Here is a 16,972-nt window from a genome sequence, read left to right as displayed (position 1 = left end):
TGGTCTCCTTTTACGTAAAGTGGGGGAATCGAGCTCAACGGCGGTGGTGTTTCATTCGCCAACGCATCGAGACGAAAAAAGCAGAAATTCCGGACATCACAATCAGATACAACAAAAAGACGAAGGCGAATTCGCCGTAATCTTCAAGACTGTTGAATGGATTTTCTGTAATGAACGGCTCAGGTAGAATCCCAATCAAAAACAGTGGAATGAACAGCAGAAAAAACCGTTTCCAAAAATAATACTTATACGAAGTGCCGGTACGGACGTCCATCAGTGTACTCCTTTCCCAACCCAAAATTAATTATCCTATATTTAACATATTATATCATTAATTGTTTATTTACATAATAAAATTTTAAGAAGTCATCAATGAAAAAACGGTCAGAAAGTCACCAGATTGTCTGCTGTCTTCTTGACCGTTTGAACGGTTTATTTGATTTTTAAGACGACTTTTCCTTTGGCACGACCGGACTCGGAATACTCGAGCGCAGCCTGTGCCTCTTCAAACGGATAAATGCGGTCGATGACCGGTTTGATTTGTCCGGTCTCGATCCATTCCGTGATGTGTTCCAGTTGCCGGCCGCTCGGTCGCATGAACAAAAATGTGTATCTAACACGATGTTTTCGTTCGAGCAATGTCTCGCGAAGAGTCAGCAGACGGAACAGGTTTGTCTTCAAGAAACCGGACCGGTAGGACTTACCGAACCGTCCGTTCGGCAAACCGGAAATCGAGACGATTTGTCCACCCGGTCGGACGATTTTAAACGAGCGCCGGAGTGTCTCACCACCGATTGTATCGTAGACCCCGTCATAATCATGGAGGACTTCGTCAAACGCTTCGGTCCGGTAATCGATGATTTCATCAGCGCCGAGTGACGCCACGAGGTCGTGTCCGGCGGGGCTCGCCGTCGTTGCGACGTACAAACCCATCGCTTTCGCCAGTTGGATCGCAAAGGTTCCGACGCCACCGGCACCTGCCTGGATCAGAATCTTTTGTCCTGGTGTCGCCTGCAGGACGTCATGCAGCGCCTGATACGATGTCAAGCCGACGAGCGGGATCGACGCTGCTTCCTCGAACGAGAGCGAAGCCGGTTTTAAGGCAAGCGTCTGTTCATCAATCGCGATGTATTCGGCAAAGGTGCCGATCCGGTTTTTCTCAGCCCGTCCGTAGACGGCATCCCCGACTTGAAACTGTTTTACGGCATGACCAACCTCAACAATGACTCCGGCGAAGTCATTGCCGAGAATCAGCGGGAACTGATATGGAATCAACAGCTTGACGTCACCGTCCCGAATCTTAAAATCAACCGGATTGATGCTCGCTGCGTGAATTTCCACAAGAACGTCATGCGGCCGGACGTCCGGGCGGGGCTGTTCGGTTTGTTCGAGCGGGACCTGGCCGTATTTTGAAATCGTCATCGCTTTCATGAAAATCCTCTCCATTTCCTGGTTCTTCTGCTTTTAGTCTACCAGTTGATCCAGCGGGAGAACACTTTGAGTGATTCATTCGGACATGATAAGCTAAACAGGAACAGGGAAAAACTGGAGTTTGGGGTGAATGAGATGAACAAGACCGGAGAACGATTGTTACGGCTGTGGTTACGTGTGCCGCGGTTCGTTAAACGGATGGTGCCGCTCAGTCTGACATTGTACGTCCTCTTACTGATTGTCACGAACGGAATAGCAACGATCCTTCATTTTGATATCGGGTTAGTCTCATGGCGCGATCTCATCATCAGTTTAGCCGGAGCGGCGATTCTTGTTCCGGTATTCAATCAGTCAAAAGGGGAAGATAAAATATGAAACAATCGGAACAGGAAGAACCATTGACGGGCGGGAATGTCTCCGACGTCTCACGGATCGGGGATACGGTCAGACGGGAACAAAAACCGGAGAGTCTTCGAGTCCACCGGGTACTGCAACATCTTGAGCAAAAAGGATTTGAAGGAAGCCCGCGCTACTTAGGAATGGATCCACAGGGGCGCGAAATTCTGTCGTTCATCGAAGGCGAAGCCGGGAATTATCCGCTTCAGCCGTATATGCGGTCAGACCGTGTCCTCGAGGAGACGGCCCGGTTGTTAAGGGGATACCATGATGCCATCGCTGATTTTCCGGTACCAAACGATTGGCAGCCGCTCGACGGAACACCGGAACCGCTCGAACTCATTTGTCATAATGACTTTGCCGTCTATAATCTCATCTTCCGAAGCGAACGGCCTGTCGGAATCATCGATTTCGACGTTGCTGCCCCGGGACCGCGGATTTGGGATGTGGCCTACACGCTCTACACCTGTGTCCCGTTAAGCCGGCATCAAATGACGGCAGACGGTGAGCCGGCTCATTATAATCCGGTTAACGATCAGGAACGGATTCGGCACCGAATCAACCTGTTTTTGTCTTCCTACGGCAAAACGGAGCTAAAGGGCAAGATGTACGAAACCGTGCTGCTTCGTGTGGAAGCATTGATCAAAACGATTCACCGGAAAGCGGCGGAAGGTGACGAAGCTTTTCAACGGATGATCGAAGAGGGGCACGTCACGCATTACGAACAAGAACTCGATTTTCTCGAACGCGAGGGAGCAGATTGGTTCCGGTGAACCGGAAATGTTGAACGGGTCGCCACCGGTTCAAATGGTTGAAGAATGGAGAATCATCATGTTGGAAAAATTGAAGGATACCGCGAAAAAAATAAAAAAGCAGATTTTTATTTTATATTTTGCCTATCAGGACGACCGGGTCGCCTGGTATACCAAATTATTTACGGCCTGTATCGTCGCTTATGCGTTCAGTCCGATTGACTTGATTCCGGATTTCATCCCGGTGTTAGGATACCTGGACGACATCATTCTTGTCCCTTTAGGCATCCTGCTTGCGTTAAGGATGTTACCGCAGGAAGTCATCGACGACTCTACCGTCAAGGCAGAACAATGGATGGGGGCGGATAAACCGAAAAATTGGTTTGTCGGCGCCTTGATCCTCTTGCTGTGGTGTACACTGAGCATCTGGATAGGACTGAAGATTTACGATGCCGTCCGGTAAGCTCAGATTGATAGTTTCTGATAGGCGGATTTGATTTGTTTGTACATTACATCCGTCGGCAACGCGGCATCGATTTGAATGACGGGAGAAGCAGAACGAATCATTTGAAGACGGTGCTCGGCTAGCGTCCCGATCATCGCCGGATCGGTCGCCGTCAGGTACGTGTTGCACCAGTCGAGAAATACATTCGATCCCGTGAAATCAGGATACCGTTCTTGTTCCCGTTTGATTAAGCGTTCCATCCGCGTGTTTTCGTCCAACGTTAAAAAGACCAGCAATTCCCGATTATGAAACCCGATTTCGTTCCAGGAAAAGATGGAACCGGAGACGACATAATGGTGATGGCGCTCGATATCCGGAGTAAATAACGCATAACGTTCGACAATCGAGCGCTTTTCGGTGAAGATGTGGTCTTTCCACAGATAATGATCTGTGTCGATCCAGGGGATACCTTCCTGTTGCCCGATCCACTTGCCGAGCGTGCTTTTCCCGGTGCCGGAACCGCCGATGATTTGAATCCGCATGTTTCTGACCTCCTTAACGCGCTATGAGAGCGATTCTTTTAACATTCATATTATCATTCTCTGAAATGGATAGCCGAATAAATAATTAGAAACGGATGTGTTGACATGAATATCTATTTGGATGATTTGCGTGATTGTCCGGAAGGTTTTACAATTGCTCGAACGATGGATGAAGCGATTGCCCTGTTTGAACAACATGAAGTGGATATATTATCACTTGATCATGATTTAGGAGAAGATAACGAAGGGAATTTGTTACCCGACGGTTACGATTTTGTTAAATACTTTTGTGAAAATGGGTTGAGGGCGAAGAAAATATACATTCACACGGATAACGGCGTCGGGCGCGCCAATATGTATGAGACATTAAAAGGTGCGCAAAAACGTGGGTTCATTCATCCTGACATCGAAATATTTCATTATTCGATTACAGTCAATCGTTATACAGGCGAGTAAAAGTAAACAAGAGCACTTGGGAAGGGAGACGATTTAAGAATCGTTCTTCCTTTTTTCGGGTAATTCAATAGATAAGGTAAAGGAACGATAGTCGTTACGTGTCAAGTCTGCTTGTGAGGAGAGGATGGATGCGATGATTGCCTTTTTCATTCTATTGCGCAATATGTATTACGTCCTGAAAATCCTGTTTCGGCAGGACGAACAAAAAGCCGTCATGTTCTCCGTCGCTTTTCTCCTTGCGGTCGGGATGTTTTTTTATCACAGCGTCGAACAACTGAGTTATCTGGATGCCCTCTATTTTTCCGTCATGACGCTGACAACGGTCGGATATGGTGATATTCATCCGGTCACGCCAATCGGCAAGATTTTTACGATGGGGTATGTCTTGCTTGGGATCGGTGTCATCAGTGCCCTGATCGTCAACTTCAACCGGGCGTTAAAAGAGTTCCATTTAAATAAAAACAAATCAAACCGGAAGTGACAGGCTTTTTTTCTTGGGCTGAGGAGTGATGCGGATGAACTTTAATCTGGTATTCGTCCTGTACAGTTGTTTGCTTGGTTTTCTCGTTGGTGCACTCGCATCATTGTTTCTGGCATTGTCGAATCTGCTGATTCATCTTGTCTGGACGACGATTCCCGGCCAACTGGACACCACGTTTTATCCGTTTTGGATTTGTCTGTTTGGCGGACTGCTGATCGGACTGTTTCAAACGTATATCGGCGACTATCCCCGGACGATGCATCAGACGCTTGAGGAATTCAAGACAACGGGTCGGGTCGCATATGAAGGGACGGTTGTTAAAAATATCGTGGCTGCCTTACTCGTCCTGACGTTTGGAGCAAGTCTCGGTCCGGAAGCGGCATTGATCAGCATCCTCGGCGGATGGATGACGTGGGCAGGTGACCGGATGACCTGGACCCTGCAGAAGAAAAAAGAGTTGCTTGATCTTGGGATCGGAGCGATGTTATCAACGATTTTTTATGCGCCGTTGATCGGCGTCAGTGAAGCTCTCGAAGACGGGGTGAACCGGTCCAACTTCAAGCGGAAGTCCATCAAAGTCTTGTTGTATGCACTGACGACAGCCTGCGGGATTTTCGCCTTTACGACACTGAATCGACTGTTCCCGCATGAAGTTTTGTTTTCAATCAGTATACCAAAAGTCAACTGGACGACGGAGGTGATGTACTTCCTGCTTCCGGCAGTCATGATCGGGACCGGATTCGGGTATCTATTTGTAATGTTTGGCCGCTGGACGGATGCGGTGGCACGGAAGTATCCGCATCCACTGGGACTGGCCCTGACAGCCGGTGCAATCTTAGGTCTGTTCGGTAGCCTGTCGTCTTATTTTTTATTTTCCGGCGAACAAAAAATTCTTGAGTTCTCGCGGATTGCCTTCGATCAATCGGTCTTATTCTTAATCAGCATCGCCATCGGGAAAGCGCTTTTGACCCATGTCTGTTTTTCGTTCGGGTGGCGGGGCGGAAAAATCTTTCCGGCAGTCTTTTCCAGTACAGCGATGGCATTTGCCTTAGCGTCCGTTTTCCCGTACACACCGGGCCTGCTGGTTGCGGTCAGCGTCGCTGCCAGTTGTACGGTCATCCTCAAACAACCGTTCGTCACCGCAACCTTGCTGCTGTTTTTATTTCCGTTACAATTTTTCCCGTTCATTTTGTCTGTTGCTGTGTTAATCAAACAACTGTCTGTTCGTCTCGGGGGGAGAGCGTGACATGAAAACAAAAGAGCCGATTTGGATTGGTCTTGGCGTGTTGCTGACGCTCTGTTATCTCCTGCCGCTCTTTTGGTTAGGAGAACAGGCACACGTCCGGATTCACGATAACCTCGACTCGAACGTCGTCTGGTATAAAAACTTAGTGGAGTCAGGCAGTATTCATGCCGGGTTACAGGATACCGTTCCGAATCTTGTGGGCGGTGTCGTCTCTAGAAATGCCTTCGTCAGTGAATGGACGGGCATTTTGTGGCTCTATGAATGGTTCTCGCCTTATACGGCATATGTCATCAGTCAAGGATTGACGCGGATCTTTGCTTTTATCGGCTTGTATTTGCTGTTACGCGATCATTTGAAGCTTCAGTTGCCGCGAGCCGTCATCATGTTCGTTGCGGTGTTGTTTGCCTGGACGCCGGTTTGGCCGTCCGGGATGCTCAGTACACTCGGGATGCCGCTCCTGTTATGGGCTTACCTGAACCTGTGGCAGAAACAACGAATCGGATTGAGTTTGCTTACCCTCGCACTTGTGCCGTTTTACTCGAGCTTCGTTCTCGGCATCGTATTTTTCTTAGCTTTGTTAGCCCTGTTCGGTTTGTACAGAGAATGGCGTCAAAAATCATTCCGCGCTTTATTTTGGACGGCCTTCGGAGCACAGGTCCTGCTTTATCTTTTGATTGAATACCGGTTGGTCTACTCGATGTTATGGGAAAGTGAAGTGACGAGCCGTGACCAGTTTGATATCGGTCATAATGGATTCTGGCGGACGATTCGCTTGTTTTTCAAACAATTTGTTTTGGGTCATACGCATGCCGAGGCGGCCCAGACACCGATTTTACTGTTCCTAATCCTTGGCGTGTTCGTCATCGCCGTTCACCGGAAAGATCCCACCGTCCGTTGGTTGAAACAGGGTCTGGTGTTACTTGCCGGATTATCATTGTGGTACGCCTGTTGGTTTTATACGGGATGGAAACCTTTGAAAGAACGGATTCACGTAATGCAGACGTTTAATTTTGCCCGTTTTCACTTTGTGGAACCGATGCTGTGGTATATCCTGTTCGCTTTGGCACTCGATTGGTTATGGCGACGTGCCCGTCAGCGGCTCGTCACCATTATGATCCTGCTGCAGGCAGTCGTCTTGTTGATTTGGAATCCGGAAATCATTTACCAGAAGCAACCGAGTTTCAGCGAATTTTACGCGGTCCACCAGTTTTCGCGGATTCAGTCATACATCGGAAAGCCGACTGATACCTATCAGGTCGTGTCGTTAGGTTTACATCCGGCAATCGCGCAGTATAACGGTTTTCGGACACTGGACGGTTACGTCAACTTTTATCCGCTCACGTATAAACAGGAGTTTCGGACCATTATTCAAGGTGAGTTAAAGAAAAGTCCCCAATTGCAACGTTATTTTGATAATTGGGGGAATCGTGTCTATATTTATTCGGCTGAACTGGGTAAAAACTATGACTATACGAAGACGAATCAACAGCCGGTCCGTCACTTGGATATCGACACCGTTCAGCTCAAACGAATGGATGGAGATTATCTGTTGTCGGCTGTCCCGATCCGGAATGCATCATCGATTGGTCTGAAACTTGAGAAAACGTTTCGTGACGCCCAATCCGCCTGGATCATTTACTTGTATCGTGTCGCGCCTGAAGGAGGATGAATCATGTCTGATGCACCGATTCTCGGAATCGTGATTCCTTGTTACAACGAGTCAGAAGTGTTACCAATGACCATCCATGCGCTTCAAGAACGATTGACTGAATGGATTTCGACCGGTCAATTGTCCGGACAGTCGTTTATCTTCTTCATTGATGACGGCAGTCAGGACGACACATGGCAACAGATTGAACAGATTCATCAACGGGACGACCGTTTTCAAGGAATCAAACTTGCGCATAATGTCGGACACCAGCATGCCCTTCATGCCGGATTGATGGAAGGATATGCAGCAGCCGACTGTCTCGTTTCGGTCGATGCCGATTTGCAGGATGACCTCGGCATCATCGAAACCTTTCTGAAACGATTTCATGACGGGGCTGATATCGTCTATGGTGTGCGGACGGACCGGACAAGTGACAGCTGGTTTAAGCGGACGTCGGCCCAGTGGTTTTATCGTCTTGAAACAACACTCGGGGTCGAAACGGTCTATAACCATGCCGATTACCGCTTGATGAGTCGACGGGCGGTAGCCGCGTTGGCCAATTATCCGGAACGGAATCTGTATTTACGGGGACTTGTCCCGACACTTGGTTTTCGGACGGAAGAAGTGCCGTATGCCCGGACGGAACGTTTGGCCGGAGAGTCGAAATATCCGCTTCAGAAAATGTTGGCGCTCGCCTGGGACGGAGTGACTTCCTTCAGCGTCCGACCGATCAAATTGTTATTTTTTCTATCGTTATTCATGGTCCTCGTGTCCGGAGGTTTTGTCGGATATACGTTGTACCGGTTTGCGGAAGGCGAAACGATGAGCGGCTGGGCGTCCTTAATGCTGTCCATCTGGTTCATCGGCGGCTTACAGCTGTTCGGGATTGGATTGATCGGCGAGTACGTCGGTAAAATTTTCAGTGAAGTGAAACGGCGCCCCTCGTATACGATTGAGGAAACGTTGAAATGACACGGAAAATCCTGCGTTTTCTACTGGTTGGTCTGGTCAACACGCTGATTGGACTCGGGATGACCCTTTTGTTGTACCACGGCTTTCAGACCGGGTATTGGGGGGCGACGGCATTTGGGAATGGATGCGGCATCGTGGTCAGTTACCTGCTGAATCGCCGGTTTACGTTTTCTGCAACGACCAGCTTGAAAACGGACTGGATTCGTTTTTTGCTTGTCGTACTGATCAGCTACCTGATCGCCTATCGTCTTAGTTTATTTGTAATCGATCTCTTTCTTCCGTCGTTCGGCGGGACGGGAGCGATTCTTGTCGGGATGGTCCTTTATACGGTCTTGAACTTCATCGGACAAAATTATTGGGTATTCAAAAAGCCAAGCTGATCTTGTTCTCACATCGAGAAAAAGAGCGCTTGGCTTTACTTATTTGACATAAACCATCTGTCCGCCGAGATGGCCGGCATAGGCGAGAAGGCCACTGCCGATGATTGCGACGACGAGACTCGCTAGCAGCAACGGTTGTTTCTTCGAACGGTAGTGCAGCAGGAGTAGGACGAGCGATAAACCAAACGTCAACAGACTGTACAAGGCGAAGTCTTCATGAGTATGAATGGCATCACGTGCCACGTTCAACTGACTTTCCGCAAATTCCTCTGCGCCGTCTCCCGTTAAGTAAGCGGCAATACCGGACAGTAGTCCAACACATAAGGTGATCAGCGAAAAAAGTTTCAATTGTGTCCACTTTAAGCTGCCGAGAAGCAGCAGGGTGGCGAATAACAAGAGACCAATCGGCATATGCACGAGTAACGGGTGAAGCGGAATTCCACCTAACATCAAAACGTCCTCCTCTGACAATCGAATTTAGCTAAGTGTATCAATATTTTTTAAAAATTATTTCCGGGAATTTGTGAATGAAGTCAATCTTCCGGTTGATTTTTCTTCTGCTTCCGTCTTTTGATGACCATTCGCACGAGAAGGAAAAGGACGATGCTGCCGATGATAATCCAGCTGAGATGACGTGTTGCAAACGTCGCGACAAGTGTCCAGCGTTCCTGTAACAGATAACCGCTCGTCATGAAGAATAATGACCAGACGGTGAAGGAAAGTAACGTCGAGAGGGTGAACGTTGAAAAACGAATCTGTAACGTCCCGGCCATCAGACCGAATAAAGTCTTCCAAATCGGAGAAAGCAACAGATACCAGCCTCCGTACGCCCGGAGGTTCGTTTCGACCAGCTGCATCCGGATTGGATTGATATGAAGCAGGCGCGTTAAGAATGACAGGACCCGTTCACCGCCATAATAAGCGAGCACATACAGAATGGATTGGGAAACATAAAACCCGACTAAACCGGCTCCGAACATCAGGAGAAACGACATCTGATTGGAGGCAACCAAATAGCCGGCATACCCCATGATTAGTTCAGTCGGAATGAAATGCGCGAGTAAAGCTAGTACGACACCCCAGTAACTGTAAAGTTCAAGCCACGATTGCCAGTTCCCCATCTCGAACATCCTCTCTCTGTACGGAATTGATGTGAACCCAGTGTAGCATGCCTTTCCGTACAGAGAGTCCATCCTCAGGCGGGTTAATTTTTAAAGTCACCCGGCATCTTTCAGCTCCTGATACGGATTGACGCGTGCCGCGATTTGCGCCGGCAGGAGCGAAGCGATTGTCCCGAACAACACCGGCAGAAGGAGCGAGACCCCAATCAACAATGGTTCGTCCCATGGAACTAAGTCATACAAGACATAAATCGTGATGTAGGAGATGCTCAGGCCGACGATTCCGGCGACGAACCCAATCAGCACACCTTCTAACACAATCAACTGACGGACGGAACCGTTCGTCCAACCGACGGCTTTCAGGATGGCGAGCGACGCCCGCCGATCGGTGACGTTTTGCCACATGATTTCCCCGGTCGTCAGGATGGCAATCGTGATCGCAACCCCCATCGTCACATAATGCATCGGACCGACCTGTAAGGCAACGAATTGACCGAGCCATGACGTATACAGGACACCTTGCAGGTGGAACGTGACGAACAGGAAAAATGTCAATAGAGCTGTCGGCAAGGCGATCGATAGAATCGACAGCGCATTACGTTTCCATTTACCGAAGATTTCTTTCAGTGCCAGCGTCCAGGTCGACCGGAGACCGAGTTTGACGTGAGACGATGATGCATATTCCCCGGTCTTGATCGCTTCGTACGGCGAGATTTTCCGAATCGTAAAGGCAGACCAGGCGGCACCGGCAAAGTAAATCACGAGGCTGAACAGGGTAATCCAAAGTAAACTCCACCCGTTCATCGTTTCGTTTCGGACATATGAGAAAATACTTTCGACGATCAGCGCAACGACGGAGACAAACCCGACAAGCAGGGCAGCTTCAATTAAAACGATCCGGTACAAGTCTTTTGTCCGCCAGCCGAGTGCCAGCAGCACAGCGAATTCTTTTCGCCGGGCGAGCATCGAGACGTAACTCGTCGCAAGGACATAAACGATGGCAACAGCGAGCATTGCGAAGATGACACCGGAAAAGCCGACACTCGTCTCGCGGAAGATGGTCATCGCGGCGCCGATATGAATCCACGGCTGTTCGATCCAGCCGAGTGTTTTGCCGTTATCGACGACTTTTGTCACGACCGGTTGCGGGGACGAACCCTTCGTAATCGTGGCGATCAGTCCGGTTTCCTGTTCGATTTGTGTCTTGACGTCTTGAAGGAGTTGTTCCGACTCTTCACTGACGGTCGTTGCGCCCTTGACTTTGAGGCGAATCGAGGAAATTGCTTGTTCACCGCTGACACCTCGTGCACTTTCGAGTGTCGTCAGGATGTTTGGTGAACTCGTCAGCAAACCAACGGGATTGCCGGACGTATCGATTGATTTCGCCGGATTAACCGGCTCACCTTTCGCATCGAGGACGAGATCGGCAGAGGACGGACGATACGTTTCCATCGGCAGTTCATTAAGCGGATCTTTGGAAACTTTGATTTTGTTCGGATCATACAGACCAACGACCTTAAAAGCGAGATAAGGAAAGAGGACGTCCACTTCGCCCGGCTTTGGTTTCTTTACTTTTTTACCGACAGATTTTATGACGCGGTATCCTTTAGCAGGGAAGATACTTTTGCCGTATTGCCAATCTTTGATTTCAAGCGGTGAAGACGAGACTTCGTAAGCCGTATTCCAACGACTCGGATAAGGACTGGATTCCGACTTGAATTGAAGAGGACCCGTGTTGTAAAGGAGCATTCCGCCGTCTTCTTCTGCCGGGTCGGAATACGTCACGTTTGTATTATTAATCAACGTTTGTAAATACGTTTCTTCCACTTTAGACGTCGGAATATTGACTCGTTCGATGATCTTAGAAGGGTATGTATTTAAAACCGATTGGTCAAGCGATCGTTTTGGTTGTTTTTTAATCAATTCATCGACCAGTTTTTGTTGATCTTGTTCTGTTTTGAAGGGCGCATTTAGTTTTTCGATTTTATAGATATAGTTTCCCTGATTGTAAGAGTTGGGATTCACTAAAACAGGAATCGTATGTTTACTCGTACTTTTATCGTACTCGTACCGGTCAAGGGACGAAAAATAACGCGATTTATTTTTTGAATTGACACTTTTATCTAAACCGACAAGTCGTGCTTCTTCCTTCGGATCAATCGCAACGACAAGAACTGAATTACTTGCGACTGCATCTTCAAAATCATCAATCGGTTCCGTCAAAAACGAAACATTGCTTGGAATGGAGATTTTACTGCCTTGTGCCACATGTAGAATGACTTGCGATTGACGTTCTTTATTAAAACCGTTTTGGATATAGTTGGTTGTCGTGATGCGGTACAAACCTGGTGTTCTTGGGAACTTCAATTTCTTTTTGAAATTGACCGTCGTATTGACGTAGCCCATCACGGCTACCGGTGCCGCGATATCAATCTCTTTCATCTGTTTGATTGTTTCATATTGTTTAAAAGAAATCCCGCCGTTGATACCGTTTAAATAGTTGGGTTCGAGCAGGTCACTTGATTCAGTAGACATTTGACTGCCTTTTGGCCGGACGACGATATCGTAGGCGGACGACCATTTTTTCTGTAACGTCTGTTCGACCGTGCCTTGGCTGGAGTCGGTCAGGTTGAACATCAGACTGAGTCCGGCACTGATGATGAGCGCGCCGACAAACGTCAAAATGAACTTAAACCGTTGTCGGCGCCAATGATTCAAAACGAAACGTAGCATAGGGATTCTCCTTTATTCAGTGATGGGAAGACTGATGGCGTAAATACGTTGTTAAATCCTGTTTGAAGTGACGGAGTTCGTTTGGATCAACATCTGTCTCTGTTGCATAGCGGGTAATCAGGTAGGGCGCAAGTGACGTCGACAACTCAATTCGCTGCGTCCACTTTGTCAGCGACTCGTGCCGTCGGCGTTGCAATGGTTTTGATAATTGCTGATTGAAGTCGAATAAGAGCAGCCGGACAGATTCCTGCGGTGGAACGGGCATCTTGGGTGTGCTCGTCGGATGAATCGAGAATGGTCGTGGTAAGGCGGTCCGGTTATGGATTACGGAAGTTTCGCTGATTGGGCGATTCCGGAGCCGTCGCTGATTGAAATGATGAGAGATGAAGAACATGAAGAACCCGACAAGCAACAGACCTGCCCATAACCAATAGGACGACTTGGAACGGGCGGCTTCCTTGGTTGTTTCGAAGAAAGAGGTCGATTCAGCCGTTTTTACTTTTCCGCGTGAAGCACCTTCGATCTTTTCCGTTTTCCCAGTCGCACCCCCAAGAATTTCACCCTCGGAATCTTCTCGGATGATCCCTTCGGAACAGTTATATTTTAAAAAAATTCGATTTGACAACGAATCCTTTCCACATCCCCGTTTTACCGTCGTTTCCTGTTCAGAAAAGTCTGCTTGCCGAAAGGATTGATAGACCGATTGTGTCGTAAACAACAGCAGAAAAAAGACGGCGGATGAACCAATCATGCATACAATGAGTTTGGACCGGAACGTTTTGATGAATCCCACCTCGCCTTCATGAATCGTTTTTACACACTCCGAACGGTCTGTTTCCGCCGGTCTTCAACAATCTGTCCATCCTGCATGAATAGAATCCGGTCCGCCCGTTCGGCCAGGGCCAAATCGTGCGTGACGAACAAGATGCCGCATTGTTCTTCTTGATGGAGATCGAGCAACAGTTGAAAGATCATCTCCCCGTTGACCGAGTCGAGATTACCGGTTGGTTCGTCGGCGAGAATCCAGCGCGGCCGATTGATCAGGGCTCGGGCAATCGCGACCCGTTGCTGTTGCCCGCCGGACAATTGCGCCGGCAAGGCATCCTGTTTCGCTGTCAGTCCGACTTTTTCCAAGATTTCCGCAATCCGGTCTTCTTTGTTGAAGTCGGTTTTTTGTTTCAGTAAGGGAACGAGCAGATTTTCTTTGACCGTCAACGCGGGCAACAGGTGAAACTGTTGAAAGACAAAACCGATTTCCTGCGCCCGGAACTTCGACAATTGCCGGTTCTTCCACTTCGTGATATCTTGTCCGTCATAGTCGATTTGCCCCGATGTCGGCCGGTCGAGCGAGCCGATCAGACTTAAAAACGTCGATTTGCCTGATCCGGACGGACCGACAAGGGCGGTGATGTCACTGGCGGAAAACTGACAGGTCAACGCTTTTAAGACTTCACTCTGTAATCCCGCCTGGCTGAAGGTATGCGAAACGTCTTTAACCAAGATATCCATCAAACCACTCCTTTTACAAAATAAGGTAAAATAAGTGTAATATTATTTGAAAATTTTGTCTATTGAAGAAAAAAGATTTTCTTGATGAAACGCCACCGGAATTCATAATTGGTTCATAACTTTCTTCTACAGTATGAGTATTCAAGACAAGGGAGGAACCAACAGATGAAGCAGACAAAAAAACGAAAATGGTGGGTCGGATTGCTAGTCATCCTGCTGATCGGGACAGCCGGTGTCGCAGCGCTAGGGCAACAATCGTCAGCGGATGGATTAAAACGGGAGCAAGTCAAACAAAAAACATTACAGACGTATTATCATTTCACGGGACAAGTCATGGCCGACAAGCGCAGTACGGTCGTCAGTAATGAGCTGGTCGAAGTCAAGGCGGTCGAGGTTAAAGTCGGACAACAAGTCAAGGCGGGGGACACTCTGTTTTCAAGTATGAGTGGCAAAACGTATCAAGCCCCGATCATGGGTGAGGTCTCCAAGCTTGAGGTCGAACCAAACGCCATCTACGGACCCAATACGTCACTCGCCGTCATTACGGACTACAGGGACTTGACCGTTCAACTGAAGGTCGATGAACAGGATGTCCATCGCCTCAAACAAGGTCAGTCGGTCGAGTTGCGTGTAAACGGCTTGGACGAAACGGTGGACGGTACGGTGGAATCGGTCGGGAAAGAAGCGGTCACGGAGAATGGACTGTCGTATTTCACGGCGGACGTCACGATCGATGAGCCGGACCAACTCCGTGTCGGCATGACCGTCGAGGCCCGCATCAACAAACAATTGGTCAAAGAGGCGGCCGTCTTGTCGCTCGATGTCGTCGAGTATACGGAAAATGACCGTCCGTATGTCTACGTCGAAGAAGAAGGCGAAGTCGTCCGCCGGTTCATCACGACCGGAGTGACGGACGGGCAAGACATTGAAATCAAACAAGGTCTGTCCGTTGATGACTATGTCGTGTTGCCGACTGAACAAGGCAGTTCGGGTCTGTTACCGACTCCTCCGGGAGGTGCATCGTAATGGCCGTCGTCGAGTTAACACAGATTACGAAAGCTTACGGGGCAGGCGAAAACCGGCAAACGGTCTTGAGAGATGTCGATTTATCGATCGAGGCCGGGGAATACGTGACGATCCTCGGTCCGTCGGGATCCGGTAAGTCGACCTTGATGAACATCATCGGCTGTCTCGACATCCCGTCAAGCGGCAACTATCACCTGCAACACCAGGATGTCAGTCAACTGTCAGAAGATGAACTTGCCCGGATCCGCAATCAGGAAGTCGGCTTCATCTTTCAACAGTTTCAGCTGTTACCGCGATTGACGGTCCTGCAAAACATCGAGTTGCCTCTGATTTATGCGGGTGTTCCGCCAAAAGAACGGCGCCGGCAGGCAGTTGATTTACTGAAGCGGGTCGGACTCGGGGAAAAGGGAAGTGTCTATCCGCATCAGCTGTCCGGCGGTCAACAACAACGGGTCGCGATTGCCCGGGCGCTCGTCACGAAACCGACGCTGCTGCTGGCGGATGAACCGACCGGTGCACTCGACCAAAAGACCGGCCAGCAAATTATGGGCTTGTTTCACGAGTTGGCGGACGAAGGGAAGACGATCGTCATGATCACCCACGACATCGCGATTGCGAAACAGGCGAAACGAATCGTCCGGATTGAAGACGGACAGGTACAGGAGGCGAGTCGTCCATGATACGCGAAACCTTCCGGATGGCCTGGACGAATATCGTCCACCATAAAATGCGGTCTTTTCTGACGACACTCGGGGTCATCATCGGTGTTGCTTCAATCATCGCCCTGATTTCAATCGTCAACGGGGCGACCGCCTCGATCAATGCCGAAGTCTCGACGTTCGGGGCAAACAAATTGACGATTCAAACGACGGCGTCTCCATTAAAAGCAGGATTATCCCAAGGACAACTGGAAGAATTAAATCAAGTCGACGGGACACGCGGTATTGCCCCGACGTTGACGACTCAATTATCGATCCGATCGGCAGACGCCCGACTCGATGACGTGACGATCAGCGGCCGCAATCAGATCTATTACCAGGAGTCGGCCGATGTCACACAGGGACGGGAAATCAAAATCAGTGATGTCGAGCAGGAAACCGTCGTCGCTGTCATCAGTCCGTCCGTTGCCCGGACACTTTTTCCGGGACAGGAACCGGTCGGACAGTCGCTGTTCCTGAACGGTTTGACGTATCAGGTCATCGGTGTGAGTGATGCCGACTCGGAGGAAGTCGTGATTCCGTATACGACGGCACTGCGGACGCTTGACATCGACACGGTGCAACAAGTCGATGTCTTCAAAGAGGAGTCGGCCGACGTCGCGACCGTCAAACGGGATCTGTCCGCGAAAATGTATCAATTCTATAATGAACAGGAAGACCGCTATACGATCGTCAGTCTTGATGAAGCCCTCGATTCAATTGATCAAATCAATACGATGTTATCGTTGCTGTTGACCGGCATCGCCTCGATCTCCTTGATTGTCGGCGGCATCGGAATCATGAATATGATGCTCGTCTCGGTCACGGAGCGGACGACGGAAATCGGTCTGCGCAAAGCACTCGGCGCACGACCACGGGCGATTCGGCTCCAATTTTTACTCGAGTCGATCTTATTATCCTTGATGGGTGGTGGGATTGGCATCATCGTCGGGGTCGGTCTGGCATACCTCGTCAGTCTGTTGATTGGAACGACGTTTACGATTTCCGTCGGGACGTTGCTCCTTGCAGCCGGTTTTTCAATGCTCGTCGGGGTCGTCTTCGGATATGCGCCCGCTCGAAAAGCATCGTTGCTCCATCCGATTGAAGCCCTGCGCAATGCGTAAAGGAGGTGT

20 protein-coding genes are annotated in these 16,972 nt (G+C 49.2%); 12 read left to right on the top strand and 8 right to left on the bottom strand.

The features are described 5' to 3' along the window. Window positions 1-34: 34 nt before the first annotated feature. Both MUN34_RS06295 and MUN34_RS06290 read right to left on the bottom strand, forming a co-directional pair. Complete coding sequence (locus MUN34_RS06295) at window positions 35-274, bottom strand: hypothetical protein (RefSeq protein ID WP_247857157.1); 240 nt, start codon at window positions 272-274, stop codon at window positions 35-37. Window positions 275-432: 158 nt separating this feature from the next. Then, window positions 433-1,431, bottom strand: coding sequence for an NADP-dependent oxidoreductase (locus MUN34_RS06290; protein ID WP_247857156.1), 999 nt, complete (start codon window positions 1,429-1,431; stop codon window positions 433-435). Between the two features lie 135 nt (window positions 1,432-1,566). Between MUN34_RS06290 and MUN34_RS06285 the strand changes: the two genes are divergently transcribed. From MUN34_RS06285 to MUN34_RS06275, 3 genes are read left to right on the top strand one after another with little or no spacing between them, the layout of a single operon-like run. After that, the gene (locus tag MUN34_RS06285; RefSeq protein ID WP_235188846.1) at window positions 1,567-1,806 is read left to right on the top strand and encodes a hypothetical protein; all 240 of its coding nucleotides are present in this window, start codon (window positions 1,567-1,569) and stop codon (window positions 1,804-1,806) included. Then, window positions 1,803-2,600, top strand: coding sequence for a phosphotransferase (locus MUN34_RS06280; protein WP_247857155.1), 798 nt, complete (start codon window positions 1,803-1,805; stop codon window positions 2,598-2,600). The genes MUN34_RS06285 and MUN34_RS06280 overlap by 4 nt, the downstream gene beginning before the upstream one ends. Window positions 2,601-2,658: 58 nt before the next feature. Beyond that, window positions 2,659-3,042, top strand: a complete 384-nt coding sequence (locus MUN34_RS06275; RefSeq protein WP_026828320.1) for a YkvA family protein — start codon at window positions 2,659-2,661, stop codon at window positions 3,040-3,042. Between the two features lie 2 nt (window positions 3,043-3,044). On the opposite strand, the gene MUN34_RS06270 is transcribed toward MUN34_RS06275, so the two are convergent. After that, window positions 3,045-3,566: a shikimate kinase gene (locus tag MUN34_RS06270; RefSeq protein ID WP_247857154.1), complete on the bottom strand. Its 522-nt coding sequence runs from the start codon at window positions 3,564-3,566 to the stop codon at window positions 3,045-3,047. 105 nt (window positions 3,567-3,671) lie between these two features. Between MUN34_RS06270 and MUN34_RS06265 the strand changes: the two genes are divergently transcribed. The 6 genes from MUN34_RS06265 (at window position 3,672) to MUN34_RS06240 (ending at window position 8,752) form a co-directional block, all read left to right on the top strand. Continuing rightward, entirely contained in the window at window positions 3,672-4,022 is a 351-nt protein-coding gene (locus MUN34_RS06265; RefSeq protein WP_034769875.1) for a cyclic-phosphate processing receiver domain-containing protein, read from the top strand. Window positions 4,023-4,146: 124 nt separating this feature from the next. Next, window positions 4,147-4,503 carry a potassium channel family protein gene (locus MUN34_RS06260; RefSeq protein ID WP_236624445.1) on the top strand — a complete coding sequence of 119 codons (357 nt, stop codon included), beginning with the start codon at window positions 4,147-4,149 and terminating at the stop codon, window positions 4,501-4,503. Window positions 4,504-4,537: 34 nt separating this feature from the next. Further along, window positions 4,538-5,749 (top strand): chloride channel protein, encoded by a 1,212-nt coding sequence (locus MUN34_RS06255; RefSeq protein ID WP_247857153.1) that lies wholly within the window; start codon window positions 4,538-4,540, stop codon window positions 5,747-5,749. Between the two features lies 1 nt (window position 5,750). Continuing rightward, window positions 5,751-7,418, top strand: a complete 1,668-nt coding sequence (locus MUN34_RS06250; protein WP_247857152.1) for a DUF6044 family protein — start codon at window positions 5,751-5,753, stop codon at window positions 7,416-7,418. Window positions 7,419-7,421: 3 nt separating this feature from the next. Next, window positions 7,422-8,372 (top strand): glycosyltransferase family 2 protein, encoded by a 951-nt coding sequence (locus MUN34_RS06245; RefSeq protein WP_247857151.1) that lies wholly within the window; start codon window positions 7,422-7,424, stop codon window positions 8,370-8,372. Beyond that, window positions 8,369-8,752: a GtrA family protein gene (locus tag MUN34_RS06240; protein WP_247857150.1), complete on the top strand. Its 384-nt coding sequence runs from the start codon at window positions 8,369-8,371 to the stop codon at window positions 8,750-8,752. The genes MUN34_RS06245 and MUN34_RS06240 overlap by 4 nt, the downstream gene beginning before the upstream one ends. 39 nt (window positions 8,753-8,791) lie before the next feature. On the opposite strand, the gene MUN34_RS06235 is transcribed toward MUN34_RS06240, so the two are convergent. The 5 genes from MUN34_RS06235 to MUN34_RS06215 all read right to left on the bottom strand — a co-directional run bounded on the left by MUN34_RS06235 (window position 8,792) and on the right by MUN34_RS06215 (window position 14,115). Continuing rightward, window positions 8,792-9,202, bottom strand: coding sequence for a DUF2231 domain-containing protein (locus MUN34_RS06235; protein ID WP_114595777.1), 411 nt, complete (start codon window positions 9,200-9,202; stop codon window positions 8,792-8,794). Window positions 9,203-9,285: 83 nt separating this feature from the next. Continuing rightward, a complete protein-coding gene (locus MUN34_RS06230; protein WP_247857149.1) occupies window positions 9,286-9,873 on the bottom strand; it encodes a DedA family protein in 588 nt (195 codons plus the stop codon). A gap of 96 nt (window positions 9,874-9,969) precedes the next feature. Then, window positions 9,970-12,606, bottom strand: a complete 2,637-nt coding sequence (locus MUN34_RS06225; protein ID WP_247857148.1) for an ABC transporter permease — start codon at window positions 12,604-12,606, stop codon at window positions 9,970-9,972. Window positions 12,607-12,622: 16 nt separating this feature from the next. Then, window positions 12,623-13,399 carry a hypothetical protein gene (locus MUN34_RS06220; protein WP_247857147.1) on the bottom strand — a complete coding sequence of 259 codons (777 nt, stop codon included), beginning with the start codon at window positions 13,397-13,399 and terminating at the stop codon, window positions 12,623-12,625. 20 nt (window positions 13,400-13,419) lie between these two features. Next, window positions 13,420-14,115, bottom strand: a complete 696-nt coding sequence (locus tag MUN34_RS06215; RefSeq protein ID WP_247857146.1) for an ABC transporter ATP-binding protein — start codon at window positions 14,113-14,115, stop codon at window positions 13,420-13,422. A 165-nt stretch (window positions 14,116-14,280) separates the two neighbouring features. Here MUN34_RS06215 and MUN34_RS06210 point away from each other — a divergent pair, with 165 nt between their 5' ends. The 3 genes from MUN34_RS06210 to MUN34_RS06200 are packed head-to-tail and all read left to right on the top strand — an operon-like array spanning window position 14,281 to window position 16,963. Further along, the gene (locus MUN34_RS06210; RefSeq protein ID WP_247857145.1) at window positions 14,281-15,141 is read left to right on the top strand and encodes an efflux RND transporter periplasmic adaptor subunit; all 861 of its coding nucleotides are present in this window, start codon (window positions 14,281-14,283) and stop codon (window positions 15,139-15,141) included. Then, window positions 15,141-15,821 carry an ABC transporter ATP-binding protein gene (locus MUN34_RS06205; RefSeq protein WP_247857144.1) on the top strand — a complete coding sequence of 227 codons (681 nt, stop codon included), beginning with the start codon at window positions 15,141-15,143 and terminating at the stop codon, window positions 15,819-15,821. Before MUN34_RS06210 ends, MUN34_RS06205 begins: the two co-directional genes overlap by 1 nt. Further along, a complete protein-coding gene (locus MUN34_RS06200) occupies window positions 15,818-16,963 on the top strand; it encodes an ABC transporter permease (RefSeq protein ID WP_247857143.1) in 1,146 nt (381 codons plus the stop codon). The genes MUN34_RS06205 and MUN34_RS06200 overlap by 4 nt, the downstream gene beginning before the upstream one ends. Window positions 16,964-16,972 lie beyond the last annotated feature (9 nt).

Source organism: Exiguobacterium sp. 17-1 (genome assembly GCF_023096305.1).
Taxonomy (GTDB): domain Bacteria; phylum Bacillota; class Bacilli; order Exiguobacteriales; family Exiguobacteriaceae; genus Exiguobacterium_A; species Exiguobacterium_A sibiricum_A.
The sequence above is the reverse complement of the archived record's forward strand: the minus strand, read 5'-3'. Positions and strand labels throughout refer to the sequence as shown.

Excerpts from the sequence above, each read along its gene's own strand:
- MUN34_RS06215 (WP_247857146.1), bottom strand. The coding sequence starts at position 14,115 with ATGGATATCTTGGTTAAAGACGTTTCGCATACCTTCAGCCAGGCGGGA.
- MUN34_RS06280 (WP_247857155.1), top strand. The coding sequence starts at position 1,803 with ATGAAACAATCGGAACAGGAAGAACCATTGACGGGCGGGAATGTCTCC.
- MUN34_RS06275 (WP_026828320.1), top strand. The coding sequence starts at position 2,659 with ATGTTGGAAAAATTGAAGGATACCGCGAAAAAAATAAAAAAGCAGATT.
- MUN34_RS06270 (WP_247857154.1), bottom strand. The coding sequence starts at position 3,566 with ATGCGGATTCAAATCATCGGCGGTTCCGGCACCGGGAAAAGCACGCTC.
- MUN34_RS06250 (WP_247857152.1), top strand. The coding sequence starts at position 5,751 with ATGAAAACAAAAGAGCCGATTTGGATTGGTCTTGGCGTGTTGCTGACG.
- MUN34_RS06255 (WP_247857153.1), top strand. The coding sequence starts at position 4,538 with ATGAACTTTAATCTGGTATTCGTCCTGTACAGTTGTTTGCTTGGTTTT.
- MUN34_RS06295 (WP_247857157.1), bottom strand. The coding sequence starts at position 274 with ATGGACGTCCGTACCGGCACTTCGTATAAGTATTATTTTTGGAAACGG.
- MUN34_RS06200 (WP_247857143.1), top strand. The coding sequence starts at position 15,818 with ATGATACGCGAAACCTTCCGGATGGCCTGGACGAATATCGTCCACCAT.
- MUN34_RS06210 (WP_247857145.1), top strand. The coding sequence starts at position 14,281 with ATGAAGCAGACAAAAAAACGAAAATGGTGGGTCGGATTGCTAGTCATC.
- MUN34_RS06230 (WP_247857149.1), bottom strand. The coding sequence starts at position 9,873 with ATGGGGAACTGGCAATCGTGGCTTGAACTTTACAGTTACTGGGGTGTC.
- MUN34_RS06260 (WP_236624445.1), top strand. The coding sequence starts at position 4,147 with ATGGATGCGATGATTGCCTTTTTCATTCTATTGCGCAATATGTATTAC.
- MUN34_RS06245 (WP_247857151.1), top strand. The coding sequence starts at position 7,422 with ATGTCTGATGCACCGATTCTCGGAATCGTGATTCCTTGTTACAACGAG.
- MUN34_RS06205 (WP_247857144.1), top strand. The coding sequence starts at position 15,141 with ATGGCCGTCGTCGAGTTAACACAGATTACGAAAGCTTACGGGGCAGGC.
- MUN34_RS06240 (WP_247857150.1), top strand. The coding sequence starts at position 8,369 with ATGACACGGAAAATCCTGCGTTTTCTACTGGTTGGTCTGGTCAACACG.
- MUN34_RS06265 (WP_034769875.1), top strand. The coding sequence starts at position 3,672 with ATGAATATCTATTTGGATGATTTGCGTGATTGTCCGGAAGGTTTTACA.
- MUN34_RS06225 (WP_247857148.1), bottom strand. The coding sequence starts at position 12,606 with ATGCTACGTTTCGTTTTGAATCATTGGCGCCGACAACGGTTTAAGTTC.
- MUN34_RS06285 (WP_235188846.1), top strand. The coding sequence starts at position 1,567 with ATGAACAAGACCGGAGAACGATTGTTACGGCTGTGGTTACGTGTGCCG.
- MUN34_RS06290 (WP_247857156.1), bottom strand. The coding sequence starts at position 1,431 with ATGAAAGCGATGACGATTTCAAAATACGGCCAGGTCCCGCTCGAACAA.
- MUN34_RS06235 (WP_114595777.1), bottom strand. The coding sequence starts at position 9,202 with ATGTTAGGTGGAATTCCGCTTCACCCGTTACTCGTGCATATGCCGATT.